At 69.5% G+C, this 16,621-nt stretch carries 19 protein-coding genes and 1 pseudogene; 7 read left to right on the forward strand and 13 right to left on the reverse strand.

The features are described from left to right. Positions 1-16 precede the first annotated feature (16 nt). The 3 genes from ABZ345_RS01990 to ABZ345_RS02000 all read left to right on the forward strand — a co-directional run bounded on the left by ABZ345_RS01990 (position 17) and on the right by ABZ345_RS02000 (position 1,413). Complete coding sequence (locus ABZ345_RS01990) at positions 17-403, forward strand: phage holin family protein (protein ID WP_359841948.1); 387 nt, start codon at positions 17-19, stop codon at positions 401-403. Then, complete coding sequence (locus tag ABZ345_RS01995) at positions 379-1,044, forward strand: DUF3618 domain-containing protein (protein ID WP_359841950.1); 666 nt, start codon at positions 379-381, stop codon at positions 1,042-1,044. The genes ABZ345_RS01990 and ABZ345_RS01995 overlap by 25 nt, the downstream gene beginning before the upstream one ends. Before the next feature lie 90 nt (positions 1,045-1,134). After that, complete coding sequence (locus ABZ345_RS02000) at positions 1,135-1,413, forward strand: hypothetical protein (protein WP_359841952.1); 279 nt, start codon at positions 1,135-1,137, stop codon at positions 1,411-1,413. Positions 1,414-1,438: 25 nt separating this feature from the next. Here ABZ345_RS02000 and ABZ345_RS02005 read toward each other — a convergent pair whose 3' ends face one another. The 4 genes from ABZ345_RS02005 to ABZ345_RS02020 form a co-directional block, all read right to left on the reverse strand. Further along, positions 1,439-1,756 carry a hypothetical protein gene (locus tag ABZ345_RS02005; protein ID WP_359841954.1) on the reverse strand — a complete coding sequence of 106 codons (318 nt, stop codon included), beginning with the start codon at positions 1,754-1,756 and terminating at the stop codon, positions 1,439-1,441. Between the two features lie 43 nt (positions 1,757-1,799). Continuing rightward, positions 1,800-1,928 (reverse strand): hypothetical protein, encoded by a 129-nt coding sequence (locus ABZ345_RS02010; protein ID WP_359841955.1) that lies wholly within the window; start codon positions 1,926-1,928, stop codon positions 1,800-1,802. 81 nt (positions 1,929-2,009) lie between these two features. Next, the gene (locus ABZ345_RS02015; protein WP_359841957.1) at positions 2,010-3,809 is read right to left on the reverse strand and encodes a ricin-type beta-trefoil lectin domain protein; all 1,800 of its coding nucleotides are present in this window, start codon (positions 3,807-3,809) and stop codon (positions 2,010-2,012) included. A 45-nt stretch (positions 3,810-3,854) separates the two neighbouring features. Next, positions 3,855-5,681, reverse strand: a complete 1,827-nt coding sequence (locus ABZ345_RS02020; RefSeq protein ID WP_359841959.1) for a glycoside hydrolase family 30 beta sandwich domain-containing protein — start codon at positions 5,679-5,681, stop codon at positions 3,855-3,857. Positions 5,682-5,780: 99 nt separating this feature from the next. On the opposite strand from ABZ345_RS02020, the gene ABZ345_RS02025 reads away from it, so the two are divergent. After that, positions 5,781-6,776 carry a substrate-binding domain-containing protein gene (locus ABZ345_RS02025; protein ID WP_359841961.1) on the forward strand — a complete coding sequence of 332 codons (996 nt, stop codon included), beginning with the start codon at positions 5,781-5,783 and terminating at the stop codon, positions 6,774-6,776. Here ABZ345_RS02025 and ABZ345_RS02030 read toward each other — a convergent pair. After that, complete coding sequence (locus ABZ345_RS02030; RefSeq protein ID WP_359841963.1) at positions 6,773-7,222, reverse strand: hypothetical protein; 450 nt, start codon at positions 7,220-7,222, stop codon at positions 6,773-6,775. The two genes, ABZ345_RS02025 and ABZ345_RS02030, sit on opposite strands and share 4 nt — an antisense overlap. Next, positions 7,219-7,599 (reverse strand): hypothetical protein, encoded by a 381-nt coding sequence (locus ABZ345_RS02035; protein ID WP_359841965.1) that lies wholly within the window; start codon positions 7,597-7,599, stop codon positions 7,219-7,221. The genes ABZ345_RS02030 and ABZ345_RS02035 overlap by 4 nt, the downstream gene beginning before the upstream one ends. Positions 7,600-7,676: 77 nt before the next feature. Between ABZ345_RS02035 and ABZ345_RS02040 the strand changes: the two genes are divergently transcribed. Continuing rightward, on the forward strand, positions 7,677-7,853 hold the full coding sequence (locus ABZ345_RS02040; RefSeq protein ID WP_359841966.1) for a hypothetical protein: 177 nt from the start codon (positions 7,677-7,679) through the stop codon (positions 7,851-7,853). Between the two features lie 112 nt (positions 7,854-7,965). Here the strand turns inward: ABZ345_RS02040 and ABZ345_RS02045 are convergent, their stop codons facing one another. Both ABZ345_RS02045 and ABZ345_RS02050 read right to left on the reverse strand, forming a co-directional pair. Further along, positions 7,966-8,442, reverse strand: a complete 477-nt coding sequence (locus ABZ345_RS02045; protein WP_359841968.1) for a universal stress protein — start codon at positions 8,440-8,442, stop codon at positions 7,966-7,968. After that, the gene (locus tag ABZ345_RS02050; protein ID WP_359842243.1) at positions 8,439-9,962 is read right to left on the reverse strand and encodes an MDR family MFS transporter; all 1,524 of its coding nucleotides are present in this window, start codon (positions 9,960-9,962) and stop codon (positions 8,439-8,441) included. Before ABZ345_RS02050 ends, ABZ345_RS02045 begins: the two co-directional genes overlap by 4 nt. Before the next feature lie 87 nt (positions 9,963-10,049). On the opposite strand from ABZ345_RS02050, the gene ABZ345_RS02055 reads away from it, so the two are divergent. Further along, the gene (locus ABZ345_RS02055) at positions 10,050-10,625 is read left to right on the forward strand and encodes a TetR family transcriptional regulator (RefSeq protein ID WP_359841970.1); all 576 of its coding nucleotides are present in this window, start codon (positions 10,050-10,052) and stop codon (positions 10,623-10,625) included. Here ABZ345_RS02055 and ABZ345_RS02060 read toward each other — a convergent pair. Further along, positions 10,613-11,203 (reverse strand): short chain dehydrogenase, encoded by a 591-nt coding sequence (locus ABZ345_RS02060; protein WP_359841972.1) that lies wholly within the window; start codon positions 11,201-11,203, stop codon positions 10,613-10,615. The genes ABZ345_RS02055 and ABZ345_RS02060 overlap by 13 nt on opposite strands. 69 nt (positions 11,204-11,272) lie before the next feature. Here ABZ345_RS02060 and ABZ345_RS02065 point away from each other — a divergent pair. Continuing rightward, a pseudogene (locus tag ABZ345_RS02065) lies at positions 11,273-12,052 on the forward strand (LysR family transcriptional regulator); the annotation flags it as partial. On the opposite strand, the gene ABZ345_RS02070 reads toward ABZ345_RS02065, so the two are convergent. From ABZ345_RS02070 to ABZ345_RS02085, 4 genes are read right to left on the reverse strand one after another with little or no spacing between them, the layout of a single operon-like run. Further along, positions 12,033-13,694: a helix-turn-helix domain-containing protein gene (locus ABZ345_RS02070; protein ID WP_359841974.1), complete on the reverse strand. Its 1,662-nt coding sequence runs from the start codon at positions 13,692-13,694 to the stop codon at positions 12,033-12,035. The pseudogene ABZ345_RS02065 and the gene ABZ345_RS02070 overlap by 20 nt on opposite strands. Before the next feature lie 20 nt (positions 13,695-13,714). Next, on the reverse strand, positions 13,715-14,812 hold the full coding sequence (menC, locus tag ABZ345_RS02075; protein WP_359841976.1) for an o-succinylbenzoate synthase: 1,098 nt from the start codon (positions 14,810-14,812) through the stop codon (positions 13,715-13,717). Then, positions 14,809-15,558 (reverse strand): GNAT family N-acetyltransferase, encoded by a 750-nt coding sequence (locus tag ABZ345_RS02080; RefSeq protein ID WP_359841978.1) that lies wholly within the window; start codon positions 15,556-15,558, stop codon positions 14,809-14,811. The genes menC and ABZ345_RS02080 overlap by 4 nt, the downstream gene beginning before the upstream one ends. Next, complete coding sequence (locus ABZ345_RS02085; protein ID WP_359841980.1) at positions 15,555-16,619, reverse strand: M20 family metallopeptidase; 1,065 nt, start codon at positions 16,617-16,619, stop codon at positions 15,555-15,557. The genes ABZ345_RS02080 and ABZ345_RS02085 overlap by 4 nt, the downstream gene beginning before the upstream one ends. Positions 16,620-16,621: the final 2 nt, after the last annotated feature.

Here is a 16,621-nt window from a genome sequence, read left to right on the forward strand (position 1 = left end):
GGTACCACCGTCGCGAGTGGACAGTTCAGGGGAGTCGCTGGGAGACCTCGTCAGCGAGCTGACCGGAGACCTGTCCAAGCTGATGCGCCAGGAGCTGGAGCTCGCCAAGGCGGAGATCCGGCAGGAGGCCGTCAAGGCGGGCAAGGCGACGGGGATGCTCGCGGCCGCGGGGTTCGCCGGCTACCTGACCACCGTGCTGCTCAGTCTCGCGCTGGTGTTCGCGCTCGGCGCGGTCATGCCGCTGGGCTGGGCCGCGCTGATCGTCGCAGCCCTGTGGGGCATCACCGGCGCCGTTCTCTACACCTCGGGACGCGCGAAGCTGCGCACCGTCAACCCGAAACCCGAACGCACCGTCGAAACCTTGAAGGAGGACGCGGAATGGGCGAAACACCCGACCAGATAAGGCGCGACATCGAAGTGACCCGCGCCGAGCTGCGAGTCGACGCGAACCGGCTCGCCGACCACGCGAGCCCGCGGAGCATCGCCCAGCGGCAGGTCCGCGGCGTGCGGCGGGGACTGACCGCGATGAAGGAGCGAGTGATGGGCACCGCCACGCAGGCCGCGTCGACCGTGCGGGAACAGGGACACGACACCGGGAACGCCGTCGCCGAACGGGCGGAACAGGCCGTGCAGGCGGTGCAGGACGCGCCGCAGCGGGTCGCCCAGCAGACGCAGGGCAACCCGCTCGCAGCCGGGCTCATCGCGTTCGGCAGCGGCCTGCTGCTGGCGTCGGTGCTGCCCCGCACCGACGCTGAACAGCAGGCGGTGCAGCAGCTGTCCGACAGCTTCAGCGACGTCGTGGAACCGGCCAGGGAGGCGATGGCCGAGTCGGCACAGCACATCAAGGAGGACGTGAAGTCCTCGGTGAGCGATGCCGCCGGTGAGGTGAAGCAGGTGGCGTCGGAGGCCGCGCAGACCACGGCCGAGCACGCCAAGGAAGCCGCGCAGGACGTCGGCGGGCACGCCCGCGAGTCCGGACAGCGGAGCTCTGGTGAGAACGCCTCCGGTCTGGACGGCGGCGGCCGTTACGGAGACGACGTGTGATCGTCGTTTGAGGCGCTCAGCGCATGGGTAGCCGGGACAGGCGTCAAGCAGTCGGCGCTCGTCCTCCCGACTGTCCTCAAGGCGGCGATCATGATGCGGCACAGCTCACTCGACAAGGCCATCGGCGACGCGCTCGTGCTCATTCGCGTCACCAGCGGAGCCGATCTCGCTCTTCAGGCGGAGCAGGCCCGCAAGTGCCTGACCAAGGCGATGATGGACGCCCCGGACGCCCCGCAGCAGGCGTTGGCGCACATCGCGGCAGCCGACGAGCACCTCGAATACGGCGAGCTGATGGAAGCGCGCACGTTGCTGACGGCCGCCCGCACCTTCCTGCCGGGCCGTCGTGCCGCGGTCGCCGCGCGGGCGTGACTCAGCTACCGCCGTCGTCCTGTTGTCATCGCCATTCCTCCTGCCAGCCGTGGTGGGTGTCGTAGGCGCCGGCCAGCAGTCGCAGCAACGCCTCGTCGTGGGTCTGCTCGACCTCGGTCCGCAGCAGGGGGAACTTTTCCGGGAACGGCACCAGCTGCCGTTCCAGCGGAGCCTGGATCGGGCCGGGCAGCAGGAGCAGCCCGCTGCCGTCATCGGAGCGGATGATGCGCAGCCTGCCCCTGCCCTCGGCCTCGTCGAGCAGCGGCAGCTTCTCCTCGGCCAGGCGGGCTTCGTCCTCGTCGAGCCTTTCCAGCACAAAGCGGCGGAGTTCGTCGGCGTCCATGCCTGAGGGGTATCCGCTAGAGCGCCGGGTACGCCTGACGAGCTCAGTCCGGCGGTTCGGCCGGCTCCTCGTCCATGTCGTCCTCAGGCACGTGGGGTTCCTCGACGTCGAGATCGTCGAGGCTGGGCGTGCCCGGCGAGTGCGGTGCTTCCGGGTTGATCGGATCGGTCATACCGCGCGGTTACCCCTGCGGCACGACTTCAAGCAGAGCAAGGCCGGTGCCTGCGGTCTTCGGACACCGGCCTGCCGTCCACTACGCGGGCACGGTCCACCGCTGGTTGGCGCCGCCCGTGCAGGACCAGATCTGCAGCTTCGCCCCGTCAGCCGTGTTGTTGCCGATCACGTCGAGGCACTTGGTGCTGCCGGCGTTGACCAACGTGCCGTTCGTTGCGGTCCATCTCTGGTTTCCGCCGCCGAAGCAGTCCCACAACTGAACCGCTGTGCCGTCCGCGGTTCCGTTCCCGGTCACGTCGAGGCACTTGCCGAGCCCGCGAACCGTGCCGTCCGCGGCCAGGGTCCACGTCTGGTTCGGGCCGCCGGAGCAGGTCCACATCTGCGGCTGGGTGCCGTTCGCAGTCGAGCCGTTCGTGACGTCCAGGCACTTGCCGCCCAGGCCCGTGATGGCGCCGGTCCGGCCGGGCTGACCGGGGTCGAGCGTGCCCGGCCAGGTGAACGTGGCCATGGCGCCGGCCGGGAGGGAGTAGCCGAACGTCTGGCCGCCGTAGGAGACGCGGAAGTTCTGCGCGCCACCGGAGTTCAGGGCGACGAGCACGATCCGGCCGTCCGGGTTGCGGAAGGCGACGTTCTGGATGCCGCCCTCGCCGTAGCCGGTCGAGTCGATGCGGACGGCTCCCGGTTGCACGAACTTCGAGAGGTGGCCCAGCACGTAGTACTCGGCGTTGTAAGTGACGTCGTTGCCGTTGGTCCTGATGACGCCGGTGCAGTTGCCGCAGCTGCCGATCACCGGGCCGTTGTTGTTGTCCAGGGCCATGTTCCAGATCGCCACGGACCGCGCGTGGTTGCGGGTCGCGCCGATCGCGAGGTTGATGCCCTGCCAGCGCAACGTGTCGCGGAACGTCGCCGCGTCGTCGCCCGACCTCGTGCCGGAGCACTCGGTGAAGAAGATGTCCTTGCCGGGCTGGTTGTTCTTCACGACGGACTGTCCGCCGGGGTTGCCGCCGTAGCAGTGCCACGCGGAGCCGATCACGTTGTTGCCCGCGCCGTTGTTCACGGTCTGGGGATAGGTCGTGTCGTCCCAGTTGTGGTCGTAGCCGAGGATGCGCGCTTGCTGACCGGCCGCGCGGAGCTTCGGCACGAGGGTGTTGATGACGTTCACCTGCTGTTGTGCGGACATGCGCATGCCGGGGTAGCCGGGCGGTTCGAAGTTCGGCTCGTTCTGCACGCTCAGGTAGTCGATCGGCGCGCCCGCGGCCTGGTAGGCCTGGGTGAACTTGACCAGGTAGTCGGCGTAGACACCGACGCGGCTGTCGTTCAGCGAGCCCTGGATGAGGCTGTTGTTGTTCTTCATCCACGCCGGGGCGCTCCACGGCGTCGCCATGATCGACAGCTGCGGGTTGAGCTGCTTGGCCTGGCGGATCAACGGGAGGATGTAGGCGTTGTCGTGGGCGGTGGAGAACCGGGAGAGCGCCGGGTCCGCCGCGCCGTCGTCGTAGGTGTAGAAGCTGCGGGAGAAGTCGGTCGAGCCGATCGGCTGGCGCAGGAAGCTCATACCGATGCCGCTGGACTTGGTGAAGAGGTTGTTCATGATCTCGTCGCGGCGCGGCGAGTTGAAGATGTTCCAGGCCGCCGCGTCGGTGAACGACGCCCCGAAGCCGACCATGGACTGGTAGGTCGAGTTCGGGTTGACTGCGATCGTCGGGCCGCTGCCGCCGGAGCCGAACGACACGTCCGCCTGTTGCCGCAACAGGTTCGAGCGGTCGGCGGTCGTGAGCCAGACACTCGCGTTGGTGGCCGCTGTGGCGGACGGGGCGGCCAGGCCCGCCAGTACGACGGCCGACACGATCGCTGTGCTGCACCAACGTTTTGTCGTCATTGACATAGCGCTCCTTGCAGGGTTTGGGCGCCCGTTTGCAGGTTTTCAGTTGTAGAGACGAAGGTCTGCGATGCTCCACCAGTTGCCAGCGGCACCCGTGGAGGTGATGCGGAGGTAGCGCGCACTGGTCCGGCGCACGTCGATGTTCGTCAGCTGGCCGACGCTCGTGCCGGTCGCGAGCGAACGCCACGTCACGTCGTCGCTGATGCTCAGCTCCCAGTTGCGGGCGTAGTCACCGAGGTTGCCGCCGCTGTCGACCGCGATCCGGCGGAACTCCGCGCGCCGCCCCAGATCCACCTGCACGAGCTGGCCGGGAGCCTGCGCCGCGCCACTCGACCACCGCGTCGAGGCGTCGTCGTCGACGAGCGCGGCATCGGTGGCCGTGGCACCGGTCAGCGGCACGAACTTCAGCTTGCCGCGCAGGGTCGCGGTCCAGGTGAACGTCGCCAGCGCGCCGCCGGGCAGGGTGTACTCGAAGGTGCGGCCGCCGGCGTTCACCGCGAACGTGCGCGGCTCGTCGTTCTCGTTGTGCACCACCAGAGCCGTGGAGCCGTCCGGATTGCGGAACGCGACGTCCATGATCTGGCCGTTCCACCCGGTGGTGCCGAACGACGTGCTGGCGATGCGGCGCGCGCCCGGCTTCACGAACTTCGACAGGTGGCCGATCGTGTAGTACTCGGCGTCGGTCGTGACCGAACCGTCCGGCTGCACGGTGACCAGGCCGGTGCACGTGCCGCAGCCGCCGTTGTGCGGGCCGCCGGTGCTGTCCAGGGCGATGTTCCAGTTCACGGCGCTGCGGGCCCAGTTGCGGGTGGTGCCGAGGACGACGTTGCGGGCGTGCCACCGCAGCGTGTCGCTGAAGACCTTGGCGGGCGGGTCGGTCGCGCCCTTCGAGCCCGAGCACTCGGTGAACCAGATCCCCTTGTCCGGGAAGGCGTTGTGCAACGCGGTCTGCGCGCTCGGGTCGCCGTAGTAGCAGTGGTACGCGGTACCGGCGAGCCACTTCGCGGCCTTGGAGCGCAGAACCTGGTACGGGTAGTCGGCTTCCGCCGTGCCATCGTTGGGGTGCGTGGCCCAGTTGTGGTCGTAGCCCAGGATCTTCGTGCGGGACCCGTGGAGCTTCGGGCCGAGCGTCTCGATGACCTTCAGCTGTGCGGCGACCGGCATGTCCGTGCCGGGGTATGCGTCCGGTTTGCGGTTCTGCGGCTCGTTCTGCACGGACAGGAAGTCGATCGGCACACCGGCTCGCGCGTAGGCCTGCACGAACTTCACCAGGTAGCGCGCGTACGCGTCGTAGATCTTCGGATCGTCCTTGAGCTGGCCGCCGACGAGCGAGTCGTTCGTCTTCATCCACGCGGGCGGGCTCCACGGCGTGGCCATGATCTTCAGCCTCGGGTTGAGCCGTTTCGCCTGGCGCAGCAACGGGAGGATCTTCGCCTCGTCGTGGCGAATGCTGAAGTGCTGCAACGCGAAGTCGGTCTGCCCGGCCGGGACGTCGTCGTAGGTGTAGTGGGTGGCGGACGCCGTGAAGTCGGACGAACCGACGGGCTGGCGCAGGAAGCTCACGCCGATGCCGCGCACCGGGTCGAACAGCTCGCGCATGGTGTCGGCACGCCCTGCGAGCAGCTCGGCCGACGAGCCCGTGATGGACGCGCCGAACCCGTCCACGGTCTGGTAGCCGCGATCGGGGTCGACCACGATCGTCGGATGCGTCGACTCGCTCATGCCGAACGCGACGCGCGGCCGTTCGTGCATCAGCTCGGTCCGGTCCGGCGTGGTCACCCACACGCGGGCTTGCGGCGCACTGGACGCCTCGGCCGCAGGCACAGCGGTGAGGCCGAGAACCAGGGCCACGATCGCGGTTCGTCTCATGTAACACCCGTTCATCACTGTGAAACATCAGCTTTCAGGATGAAACACCCGGCCGTGGCAACGGTCAATGGTGTGGACGAGTTCCGGTACATTGACCTCGTGGAACGCAAGATCGAGAACGTGAAACAGCGCGCGAGTCTCCGTGACATCGCCGCAGAGACCGGCGTCTCGGTCGCGACCGTCTCCCGCGTGCTCAACGATCACGTCAACGTCGCCCCGCGGACCCGTGACCTGGTCCTGCAGGCCGTCGAACGCCGCAGGGTCCCGGTGCGCACGAGGACCGTTTACGTCCGCTGCCCGTACGTGCTCACCGACTACTTCGGCCTGATCGTCTCCTCGATCGCCGAGACGCTGAAGCTGCACGGCCTGCGCCTGCTCCTGGACGCGGGGGAGTCCGGCCAGCACAGCGACGCGTTGCGCGGCCTGCCCGGCTCGGACCTCGACGCCGCGATCCTGATCCTGCCGCCGGAGGAAGGCGACGAGCTGGTCGCGTTGTCCCAGGCGCGGTTCCCGTTCGTGGTGGTGGATCCGCGCACCCCGCCGCCACCGGACATCGCCGCCGTCTCGGCAGCGCACTCCTCGGGCGCACGGGCGGTCGCGGACCACCTGATCAGCCTGGGGCACCGCGACATCGGGGTGATCGCGGGTCCCGAGGAGTGGCTGGCGGGTGACGCACGCCTGGCCGGCCACCGCGCCGCCCTCGCTCAGGCCGGTGTGCTGCTGACCCCGGATCGCCTGCGGCACGTCGAACCCACGACAGCACAGGGCAAGCGGGCTGCGGCCGAGTTGCTGGCTCTCACACCGCGCCCGACCGCGATCGTGTGCTTCAACGACAAGGTGGCGGTGGGCACGTTGCAGGCGGCGCGGGAGCGGGGCCTGCGAGTGCCGGAAGACCTGTCCGTGGCGGGGTTCGACGACATCGACCTCGCCGAGGCGACCGATCCGCGGCTGACGACCGTGCGGCAACCGTTGCAGGAGATGGGAAGGATCGCCGTCACGCAGCTGATGCGGGTGCTGGACGGTCACCAGCCCGAGGCGTTGCACATCGAGCTCGCGACCACGCTGGTCGTCCGGGACTCGACCGCCGCTCTCTAGTGCGCGACGGCCCAGGTGCGGGCATCGGGATCGACGAGCACGTGGATCCGGTTCCCGATCTCCAGGTCCGAACACCGGGGGCAGCGGTGCCACGCGTGGAAACCGTCGCCCGCCACCGGAATCCGGAGCCTGATCTCGTAGAAGGTGGCCTCGCCGTCGTCGGTCACACCCTTTTCGGTGACCTCGCCGAGCACCTTCGTCCCGCCTGCCAGCAACGCGGTGGTGCCCTTCGCGGACTCGCCCGCGGACGACCAGAGCGCCAGCATCAGGAACACGGTCACGAGCAGGCCCAGTTCCCACAGCGTGATCGCCCACCACGGCTCACCCGAGAAGCCGAGCACGACCATCGCCGCGACCACGGCTGCGAGGGTGACGCCGGCGAACACCCGCTGGACGATGGCCGAGCTGCGGCTGGTCAGGCTGACTTCGGCAGGGGTCGTGGTCACCAGCCAATCTTAGGTGCCGAGGGCGAAGGGTCGCTCCGGTCGTCGTCCTCGGCCCCGGCTCGCCAGTTTCCTGCGTTCGCCGGCCTTCCAGTCACGCTAGCGCTGCGCTCCCGCTCGCGTTCGATCCGTTCGCGACCCTCGGCCGCGACCGACTCCAGCACCTGCATCGCGCCCGCCACACCCGAACGGTCGAGTGCCGGGTCGGCGAGCTTCGACCTGTGCTTGACATCGGTGTCGATGAGTCCCTCGAAGTTCTCGACCACGATCGTGATGTCGTCGCCGTTGACTACGAGAGCCGGAAGCCTGCTGAGCACCAGGTTGCATTCCACGTGAATTAGATTTCTCCGTTGGAGTGCACTCGTAACAAGGCGCACCATCGTTTCGATGCACTCCTTGCGGCGGCCCAGGATACGGGAAAGGAATGAGGGTCGAAATGGCTTGGAATCAGCTTGAGATGACAGACGGCAGCAAGTACCGCGTTCTCGTGGAGTTCGCTGAGCTCGTGCAGACGGTGGACGCCGCGTTGAAAGCAGGCGGCCTGCTCACGCTGCCCATGGGATTCGAGTTGCCGGGGGACCCGGTCACCATCAACCCGCAGCACGTCGTGCGGGTAATTGAGGGCATGTACTGATCGTTCTCTACGCGCTTGTGCGTTGGAATTGCGTGGCGTCCGGCAGGATCCCTGGGCATGCTGTGTGCGTTGGGATGACCCCTGTAGTTCTGGAACGCGGTAAATGCTCGGATCAGGGGACCACGAGCACCGGCCAGTGTCCCGACCTGATCAGCCGGGTCGCCACCGACCCCGCGAACCGGTGCCCCGCCTGCTGCGACGCCCCGACCACGACCATGTCGGCCTGACACTGGTCCGCAGACTCCTTCAGCACCGTGTAGGGATCGCCGAACGTCTTCACGAACGTCACCGGCACGTCCAGCTCCTCCGCGAACGACCGGATCTGCGCGCGGAGTTCGGTGTAGAGCTTCGCTGTCGCCTCGTGCTCGAACACCGACGCCACGGCCGGAGTGAGCGCTGCCAGCGAGGAGTGGCACGCCACGAAGGTGACGACGAGCCGTGCTCCCTGGCGGCGCGCGGAGCCGAACGCGAAGGCTGCCGCGCGCATCGCCGTGTCCGAGCCGTCCACGCCCACGAGGATCGTGCGTGCGGAAGGGGAGGGACGGGGACCGAAGGAGTCCACTGTGGATTCGAAGGCGCTGGTCATCATCGCGTCACCTTGGAGCCCTCTTCCTTCTTCTCCAGGTCGATGGTCGTGCGCAGGGTGATCGGCTTGAGGAGCAGGGCCGCGATCACGCCGATCACGCCGACGGCCGCGGAGATCAGGAAGATGTGCGCGGTCGCGTCGCCGTAGACGGTGTGCACGATGGTCTGCACCTGGGGCGGCAGGGCTTTGAGGTTCAACGCGCTGGTGGTGCCGGTCGACTGGCCCGCCGGGACGTGCAGCGCGGCCGAGAGGTCGGACGTTACGCGGTTGGCCAGGACGGCGCCGAGCACGGACACGCCGATCGTGCCGCCCAGCGACCGGAAGAACGTCACGGACGCGCTGGCGGCGCCCAGTTCACTCAGGGGCACGCTGTTCTGCACGGCCAGGACGAGGTTCTGCATCGTCATGCCGACGCCGATGCCCACCACGGCCATCGCGACGCCGACGAGCCACAGAGCCGTGGCGTGGTCGACGAAACCCAGGCCCAGGAAGCCGAGCACCAGGGTGATCGTGCCGGTGACGATGTACGGCTTGACCGCGCCGGAGCGGCTGATCATGCGGCCGGAGACCGTGGACGACACGAGCACGCCCGCCATCAGCGGGATGGTCAGCAGGCCCGCCTCGGTCGGGGTGTAGCCGCGGCCGATCTGGAAGTACTGGCCGAGGAACACCGCGCCGCCGAACATGGCCATGCCGACCGCCAGCGACGCGATGATCGCCAGCGCCGGGGTGCGCTGGACGACGATGTGCAGTGGCACCACCGGTTCGCTCACGCGCAGCTCGACCGCGACCGCCGCGCCGAGCAGGACGAGACCGCCCCCGACCATGGCGCCGGTCTGCCACGACAGCCAGTCGAACGAGTTGCCGACGAACGAGACCCAGATCAGCAGCACGCTCACGCCGGCGGCGATCAGGGCGGCGCCGAGGTAGTCGATCTTCACGTTCGGGCGGCGCACGGTTTCGAGCTTCAGGGTGGCCTGCAGGACCGCGAACGCCAGGGCGGCGATCGGCACGGCGACCCAGAAGCACCAGCGCCAGCCGAGCCACGAGACGTCGACGATCAGGCCGCCCAGCAGCGGGCCGCCGACCGTCGCGACGGCCATGACCGCGCCGAGGTAGCCGTTGTAGCGGCCACGTTCGCGGGGCGGGATGATCGCGGCGATCACGACCTGGACCAGCGCCTGCAGGCCGCCCACGCCGATGCCCTGGAACGCGCGGGCCGTGATGAGCTGGCCGGTGTCCTGGGCGAACCCGCTGAGCAGCGAGCCGACCACGAAGATCACGATCGCGACCTGGACCAGCGTCTTCTTGTTGAACAGGTCGGCGAGTTTGCCCCAGATCGGCGTGGTGGCCGTCGCGGTGAGCAGGGTGGCCGTGACCACCCACGTGTACTGCGTCTGGGTTCCGTTCAGCGAGCCGATGATGCGGGGCAGCGCGGTGGACACCACCGTGGAACTGACCATCGCCACGAACAGGGCCAGCAGCAGTCCGGACAGCGACTCGAGCACCTGCTGGTGGCCCATCGCCTGGGTCTCGTTCTTCACGGTCTCGATTCTTGCACGTCGTGCAAATTTGCTCAATGGGCAACGTCCGCGGCTACGCTGAACCGCGTGGAGACCACGCTGCGCGAGCACAAGAAGGCGGTGACCAGGCGGTCACTGGCCGGTGCGGCGTTGCGGCTGGCGATGGAGCGCGGCCTGGACGGGGTGACGGTCGAGGACATCGCGGACGAGGCAGGGGTCTCGCGCCGCACGTTCTCCAACTACTTCGCCGGCAAGGAAGACGCGGTTCTGGACGCGGACCGCCAGCGGTTCCAGGCGTTGGTCGCCCTGGTCGACACCAGGCCGGGCGGCGAAGACCCGTGGCAGGCCCTGCGCGCGGCCACGGCGGAGCTCTACCGCACCTGGCCCGTCCCGGACGTCGAGTGGATGGCCCAGCTGCGGCTGCTGCGCCGGCATCCGTCACTGCTCGCACGCCAGGCAGGCGACCAGGTCGCGCTCGAACGCGACCTGACCGCCGTGCTGGTCGTCAGGGAACCGGACGAGGAAGTCGCCCGGCTCATGGCCGCCACGTTCCTCGCCACGATCCGCACCGGGATCGCGTTGTGGCTCGAGGGTGCGGGGGAGCAGCAGCTGCCAGAACTCGTCGACCGGTTGTTGAGCCGGGTGCGCGTTCAGGGAACGTAGATCTGCCCGGTCTGGCGTCCCTCGATCGACCGCACGTACGCCTGCGCGACGTCGGCCAGCGGTACGGGCTTCATGCCGGGGAAGAAGTCGCCGTAGACGTCGAGCGACTCGGTGAACACCGTCGGGCTGACCGCGTTGATCCGCAGCGGTGCGATCTCGATGGCCGCGGCGCGCACGAACGCCTCCACCGCGCCGTTGACCAGTGACGCGGCCGCACCTGTGACGATCGGTTCACGCGTGAGCACCCCGCTGATGAGGGTGAACGAGCCGGTCACGTGTGTGAGGCCCTCCTTCACGAGCATGACCTGGGACAGCACCTTGCCGGTCACGCCGGCCTGGTAGTCCTGCACGGTCAGCTCGGCCAGCGGCTTGAACGGCACGTGGCCCGCGGCCGAGGCCACGGCGTCGACCTGGCCGACGGTCTGGAACATCTCGGCCACCTGGACCGGGTCGGTCACGTCGTACTGCAGGTCGCCTCCGGTGCGGGCGACGGTCACGACGTCGTGCTTGCGTGCGGCGAGTTCCTGATGCACGGCGGTGCCCAGCTTGCCGGTCGCTCCAACGAGCAGAATCCTCATGCCGTCGACGCTAGGGCCGTCGCAAGCACGTGTGAAATGCCGTTCGTGCAGCACTTATGATCGGTGGTTATGAATGTCGAGCTGCGGCACCTCCGCGCACTGGCCGCGATCGGCGACCACCGTTCGATCACCGCGGCAGCGCAGTCGTTGCACGTCACGCAGCCCGCTCTCTCGCGCACGTTGGAGCAGTTGGAACGGCGTCTGAGCGTGCGGCTCGTCGACCGCACGACGCGCTACCTCGCGTTGACCGACACCGGCCAACGCCTCTGGGAGCACAGCCACCGCATCCTGACCGAACTCGACACCGCGCTGGCCGAGGCGGTGGCGCCCCAGCCGCTGCGGCTGACCTTCGCCTGGGCCGCGCTCGGCCGGTTCACCATCCCGTTCCTGCGCGAATGGCGGGCCGAACACCCCGACGTCCTCGTCCGGATCCGGCGCTTCGACGACCCCGAGGCGGCGCTGCGGCGTGGCGAGGCGGACGTGGCGGTCCTGCGCACGAAACCGGAGCAGCCCGGCATCGACCACGTGGCGTTGATCGAGGAACCACGGCTCGCGGCGGTCGCGATCGACCACCCGCTGGCGGCTTGCGACGCTGTCGCGCTCAGCGACCTGGCGAGTGAGGTCGTCTCCGTGTGCGAGACGTCGGGGACGACCGCCGCCGATCTCTGGCCGGTCGGCGCGCGCCCGCGGACCTTGGACGTGCCCGGCGTGGTCGAGTGGCTCACGTCGATCGCGACCGGCGCGACGGTCGGGGTCACGGCCGCCGGCACCGGCCACCACAACCCGCACCCCGAAGTCGTCTACCTGCCGCTGACCGACGCCGAGCCGATCACCGTGCACCTGGCTTGGCCGTCGCAGCCCGCGCATCCGTCGACGACGGCGTTCGTGGCGCTGGCTCAGCGGCACCTGGCAGCCACAACCGCAGTTGAAGCATCGCCGCGAACCGTGCGTTCGGATCGCTGAGGTCGATCTCCCCGACCTCGGACAACCGCCGCAGCCGGTACCGGAACGTGTTGGGGTGCACGAAAACGGCGGCCGAGGCAGCGGCCACGTCACCGAACGCGTCCAGCCACGCGTTGAGCGTCTCGACCAGACAGGCGCTGTGCTTGCGGTCGTAGTCGATCAGCCGCGCGACGGGCCCGCTCAACGTGTCACCGCGCTCGGCGATGAGGTCGGACAGCTCGAGCAGCAACCCCTCGCTGTGCACATCGGACACTCGGGCCACCGGGCACTGCGCGCGCCCGGCCCGCAACACCCGCAACACCAGGTCCGCGCCGGCCCGGGAACGCGACAGCGCCAGCCCGTCCGCCACCTGTCCGACGCCCACGAGCACGTGGTTGCCGATGCGGTTGCGGAAGTCGGTGGCGATCCGGAGGGCCCGGTCCTCCGACTCCGCGGGCAGAATCGCGTACGCGACATCGCCGATCAACGCGGCGGCGGCGCGGGGGTGGACCGCGGTCAGGTGCATGGCGAGCGCGTCCGCGATCTGCTGCCGTTCGGCCAGCAGCCGGGCGTGCCCGGCGGCATCGTCGCCGTGCGAGTGCGCCAACGCCAGCGCGAGCACCACGCAGGCCTGATCGGACAGGCCGAGCCGGCGCACCGCCTCGGCCGCACCGGGTCCGCCTTCCACCGCGGTCGAGACCAGGTCCGCGCGCAACCGGCGTTCGACGTCGGCACCTGCCCGTTGCCGCATCATGTGCAACGCCACGAGCTTGGCCGCGTCGCTGAACGCCCGCGACCGATCGTCGGGCAGCGGCGACCGGACCGCGGCCCAGATCGAGCCGAGGAACTGGTCGCCCGCCCGCACCGCCACCGCGACACGGGGCAGGCAGAAAGTGCCGTCGTCGGCGGGCAGGCCCTCGATGTAGACGGGCTGGTCGCTGCGGTAGAGCTGCTGGAACACCCCTCGCGCCTCCAGCATCTGCGAGTACCGCGCGGGCACCTGCCGGCCGAGGATCGTCTCGACGCGCGACGGGTCGGCCTCGTGCTGGCGCCCCGAGAACGCGAGGACGCGCGAGCTGCGGTCCTCGATCGTCACGGGGGCGCTGATCAGCGACGCGACGGCGTTGGCCAGGGCGAACAGGTCCCCGGCCGGCACGCCGCCCAACGTCTCCGACGGGTCCACCTCGCCCTCGGCCAGCAGCGACCGGAGCATGGCGGCCAGCTGCGTCCACGACGCTCCCGGTGCCAGGCCGAGCAACGCCACGCCGGAGCGGTCGACGGCCGCGGCGATCTCGTCCGTCACCTCCACCGGCCCGCGCACGACGAGTGCGGCGGCGCCCAGCGTGCCCAGAAGGTCGAGGATCTCGGCCGGATCCCGCACGCCGACGCCGAGCACCAGCGCCGACGGCGGCAGCACCTGGTCGTCGTGCGGGTCGTGGATGACCACGCCGCCGATGTCGACGGCACGGCCCGGATCGCCGCGGACCAGGTCGATCAGGGTGGTGCCGAGATCGTCCAGGACGCGGGCGAGACCTGTTCGCGGACTCATGGCACCACCCTGCCAACCGTCTACAGAGGAATCCACTCCGACTTCACCGTCACGGCGTCCAGCGCGTCCGGCAACGGGGTCACACCCAGCCCCGGTCCGGTGGGCACGGCGAGATGCCCGTCGTCCAGCACGAACGGTTCGGTGATGTCCATCTGGTAGTAGCGGTCGGACGCCGAGGTGTCGCCGGGCAGCGTGCAGCCCGGCAACGCCGCCAGCGCCACGTTCGCCGCCCGCCCGATCCCGGTCTCGAGCATCCCGCCGGTCCACACCGCGATCCCGTGCGCCGCGCAGACGTCGTGGATGCGCCTGGCCTCCAGGTAGCCGCCCACTCGGCCGGGCTTGATGTTGACGATTTGGCACGCGCCGAGCCTGATCGCGTCGGCGGCCGACCGCGCCGAGGTGATCGACTCGTCCAGGCAGATGGGCGTGCGGACCACCTTGGCCAGCTCGGCGTGCGCCAGGACGTCCTCCTCGTCCAGCGGTTGTTCGATCAGCAGCAGGTCGAACGGGTCGAGCCGCGCGAGATGGCGGGCATCGGCCAGCGTGTACGCGGTGTTGGCGTCGACCTGCAGCAACACGTCCGGGAACCGTTCGCGCACCGCCCGGACCGCGTCGACGTCCCAGCCAGGCTCGATCTTCAGCTTGATCCGGACGTAGCCCTCCTCGACGTAGCCGGTGACCGCGTCCAGCAGCTCGGGGATCGAGTTCATGATCCCGACCGACACCCCGCACGGCACCCGGTCGCGCGTCGCGCCCAGCTCACGGCCGAACGACACACCACGCGCGCGCAGTTCGGCGTCCAGCACAGCCATCTCCAGCGCGCCCTTGGCCATCCGGTGCCCGCGGAACCTGGCGAGCCGCGGGGCGACCGACACCCCGTCGACAGGTCTGGTGAGTGCCGGGACCAGGAACCGGCGGAGCACGTCCGCGCAGCCCTCGAGGTATTCCGACGAGTACACCGGGTCGGCCATCGCGACGCACTCGCCCCAGCCCTCGCCGACGTCCGTGACGGCACGCAGCAGCAGCAACGAGCGCGTGGTCTGGGTGCCGAACGAAGTCCTGAACGGTGACCTCAACGGCATCTCGACCCAGCGGAGTTCGACTCCGGTCAGCTTCACGACTCGTTCCTCTCGACGACGTACCACCCGGACCTGTCGAACCCGGTGACGCGGGCGCCCGCGGCGAGCAGCCCGCCGAGCACGTCACGCACGGCGTGCCGCCACTCGTTCGCCGCGGCCGGGTTCGTGGCGCGCAGCGTTTCGACGTCCGGCGGCACCGCGACCAGCACGGTGTGGCCGCCGGTCGTGCCCCGCTCCGGCATGCCGTCCTCGGAGATCCCCAGCGCGACCACGCCCGTGGCCCTGACGACGCGCGACTGAGCGGCCGCCAGGTTCCAGGTGACGAGAAGCCGGTCGCTCTCCCCGCCGCCGTTGATGTCGTCGCCCATGTGGCCGTACAGGTCGGGCAGGTACTCGGTCGCGTCCGCGCCGAGCTTGGCGAGGTTGAAGTGGGCGTTGCGGCGCACCAGCGGGTCGAACGTCCAGGTGATCGCTCTGATCCCGCGCGCCAGGGCCCACTCCCGCTGGTCCAGTTTCAACGCCTGGCCGATGTTGCGTCCGCGCATGCCCTGCGCGACCCCGGCGATGTGGCTGTGCAGCGTGCTCTCCGCGGGTGGTGAACAGAATCCCGCGCACGCGCCGATGAGGTCCTCGCCGTCGAAGGCGCCGGCCACGTAGTTGCCGGACTTGATCAGCGCCCGCATCAGCTCCGCCGTGACAGGGGGAGTGGACGAACGCCAGATCGACTCGTACAACCGTTGCGCGGCAAGGAGCTCTTTGTGTTCGGTGAGCTGTCTTACGGTCATGTCAGCTCCCTCACGAGCGCGGCGAGCAGCGTGGTGCGCGGAGCCAGTTCGGACACCAGCACGTGCTCGCTGTCGGCATGCGCACCGCCACCCACGGCACCGAGCCCGTCGAGCGTCGGAACACCCACTCCTGCCGTGAAGTTGCCGTCCGACGCGCCGCCCACCGAGGCCTGCGTGATCCCGGGAAGCAGTCGTGACGCCAGTTCGAACAACCCCGCGGACATCGAGAGTTCGAGCGGCGGACGGTTCGGCCCGCCGTTCACCTCGACCTTGGCGCCGTCGACCACCGGCTGCAGCGCGCGCATCGCCTCGTCGACTCGCGTCTGCTCGGCGAGGTTGCGCACGCGCACGTCGACCATGAACTTCCCTTGCGCGGGCACGGTGTTCGTCGTGGTGCCGGCGGAAAGAACCGTCGGCGTGACGGTCGTGCCGGTGGCGAGATCTCCCAGCAGTGCCACGGCCAGAACCTGGTGCGCTGCCTCGATGGTCGCGCTGACACCGCGCTCGGGTTCGAGACCGGCGTGGGCCGCACGGCCGTGCAGCGTCACCTCGTACAGGGACGTGCCCTTGCGCTCGGTCTTGAGCGCACCGCCGTCCGCCGACGCCTCGGTGACCAGCACGGCGCCGTGCTCGCGGGCTTCCGCCTCGATCAGCCCTCGCGACGACGGCGAGCCGATCTCCTCGTCGCCGGTGACCAGAACCGTGACGCCGTCGGGGGAATCGAGCGCCGCCACGGCGTGGAAGATCATCGCGAGGCCGGTCTTCATGTCGAAGCAGCCCGGTCCGCGCAGCACGCCGTCCCGCACCTCGAACGGAATCCGTTCCAGGGTCCCGATCGGCCACACCGTGTCGTGATGGCCGAGCAGCAACACCTTGCGCGGTCCCGAACCCAGCCGCCAGCGCAGGTGCGTGCGGCCGTCGAGCACGATCCGTTCCGGCGGCGAGCCGAGCAGCGCCGAGCCCACGTCCGCGGTGACGTCCGCACTCCGGGCGACCGCCGCGAGATCGGTGGACGGCGACTCGCAGGACACGAGCCGCTCGATGTCGTTGAGCAGGGTCATCT

Origin of the sequence: Lentzea sp. NPDC005914 (assembly GCF_040629405.1) — a bacterium.
Taxonomy (GTDB): Bacteria; Actinomycetota; Actinomycetes; order Mycobacteriales; family Pseudonocardiaceae; genus Lentzea.

What these genes read in the sequence shown, in the direction of transcription:
- ABZ345_RS02015 (WP_359841957.1), bottom strand. Translation starts at nt 3,809, where the DNA reads ATGACGACAAAACGTTGGTGCAGCACAGCGATCGTGTCGGCCGTCGTA.
- ABZ345_RS02000 (WP_359841952.1), top strand. Translation starts at nt 1,135, where the DNA reads ATGATGCGGCACAGCTCACTCGACAAGGCCATCGGCGACGCGCTCGTG.
- ABZ345_RS02040 (WP_359841966.1), top strand. Translation starts at nt 7,677, where the DNA reads ATGACAGACGGCAGCAAGTACCGCGTTCTCGTGGAGTTCGCTGAGCTC.
- ABZ345_RS02085 (WP_359841980.1), bottom strand. Translation starts at nt 16,619, where the DNA reads ATGACCCTGCTCAACGACATCGAGCGGCTCGTGTCCTGCGAGTCGCCG.
- ABZ345_RS02060 (WP_359841972.1), bottom strand. Translation starts at nt 11,203, where the DNA reads ATGAGGATTCTGCTCGTTGGAGCGACCGGCAAGCTGGGCACCGCCGTG.
- ABZ345_RS02080 (WP_359841978.1), bottom strand. Translation starts at nt 15,558, where the DNA reads ATGACCGTAAGACAGCTCACCGAACACAAAGAGCTCCTTGCCGCGCAA.
- ABZ345_RS02070 (WP_359841974.1), bottom strand. Translation starts at nt 13,694, where the DNA reads ATGAGTCCGCGAACAGGTCTCGCCCGCGTCCTGGACGATCTCGGCACC.
- ABZ345_RS02005 (WP_359841954.1), bottom strand. Translation starts at nt 1,756, where the DNA reads ATGGACGCCGACGAACTCCGCCGCTTTGTGCTGGAAAGGCTCGACGAG.
- ABZ345_RS02035 (WP_359841965.1), bottom strand. Translation starts at nt 7,599, where the DNA reads ATGGTGCGCCTTGTTACGAGTGCACTCCAACGGAGAAATCTAATTCAC.
- ABZ345_RS02045 (WP_359841968.1), bottom strand. Translation starts at nt 8,442, where the DNA reads ATGATGACCAGCGCCTTCGAATCCACAGTGGACTCCTTCGGTCCCCGT.
- ABZ345_RS02050 (WP_359842243.1), bottom strand. Translation starts at nt 9,962, where the DNA reads ATGGGCCACCAGCAGGTGCTCGAGTCGCTGTCCGGACTGCTGCTGGCC.
- ABZ345_RS02010 (WP_359841955.1), bottom strand. Translation starts at nt 1,928, where the DNA reads ATGACCGATCCGATCAACCCGGAAGCACCGCACTCGCCGGGCACGCCC.
- ABZ345_RS02020 (WP_359841959.1), bottom strand. Translation starts at nt 5,681, where the DNA reads ATGAGACGAACCGCGATCGTGGCCCTGGTTCTCGGCCTCACCGCTGTG.
- ABZ345_RS01995 (WP_359841950.1), top strand. Translation starts at nt 379, where the DNA reads ATGGGCGAAACACCCGACCAGATAAGGCGCGACATCGAAGTGACCCGC.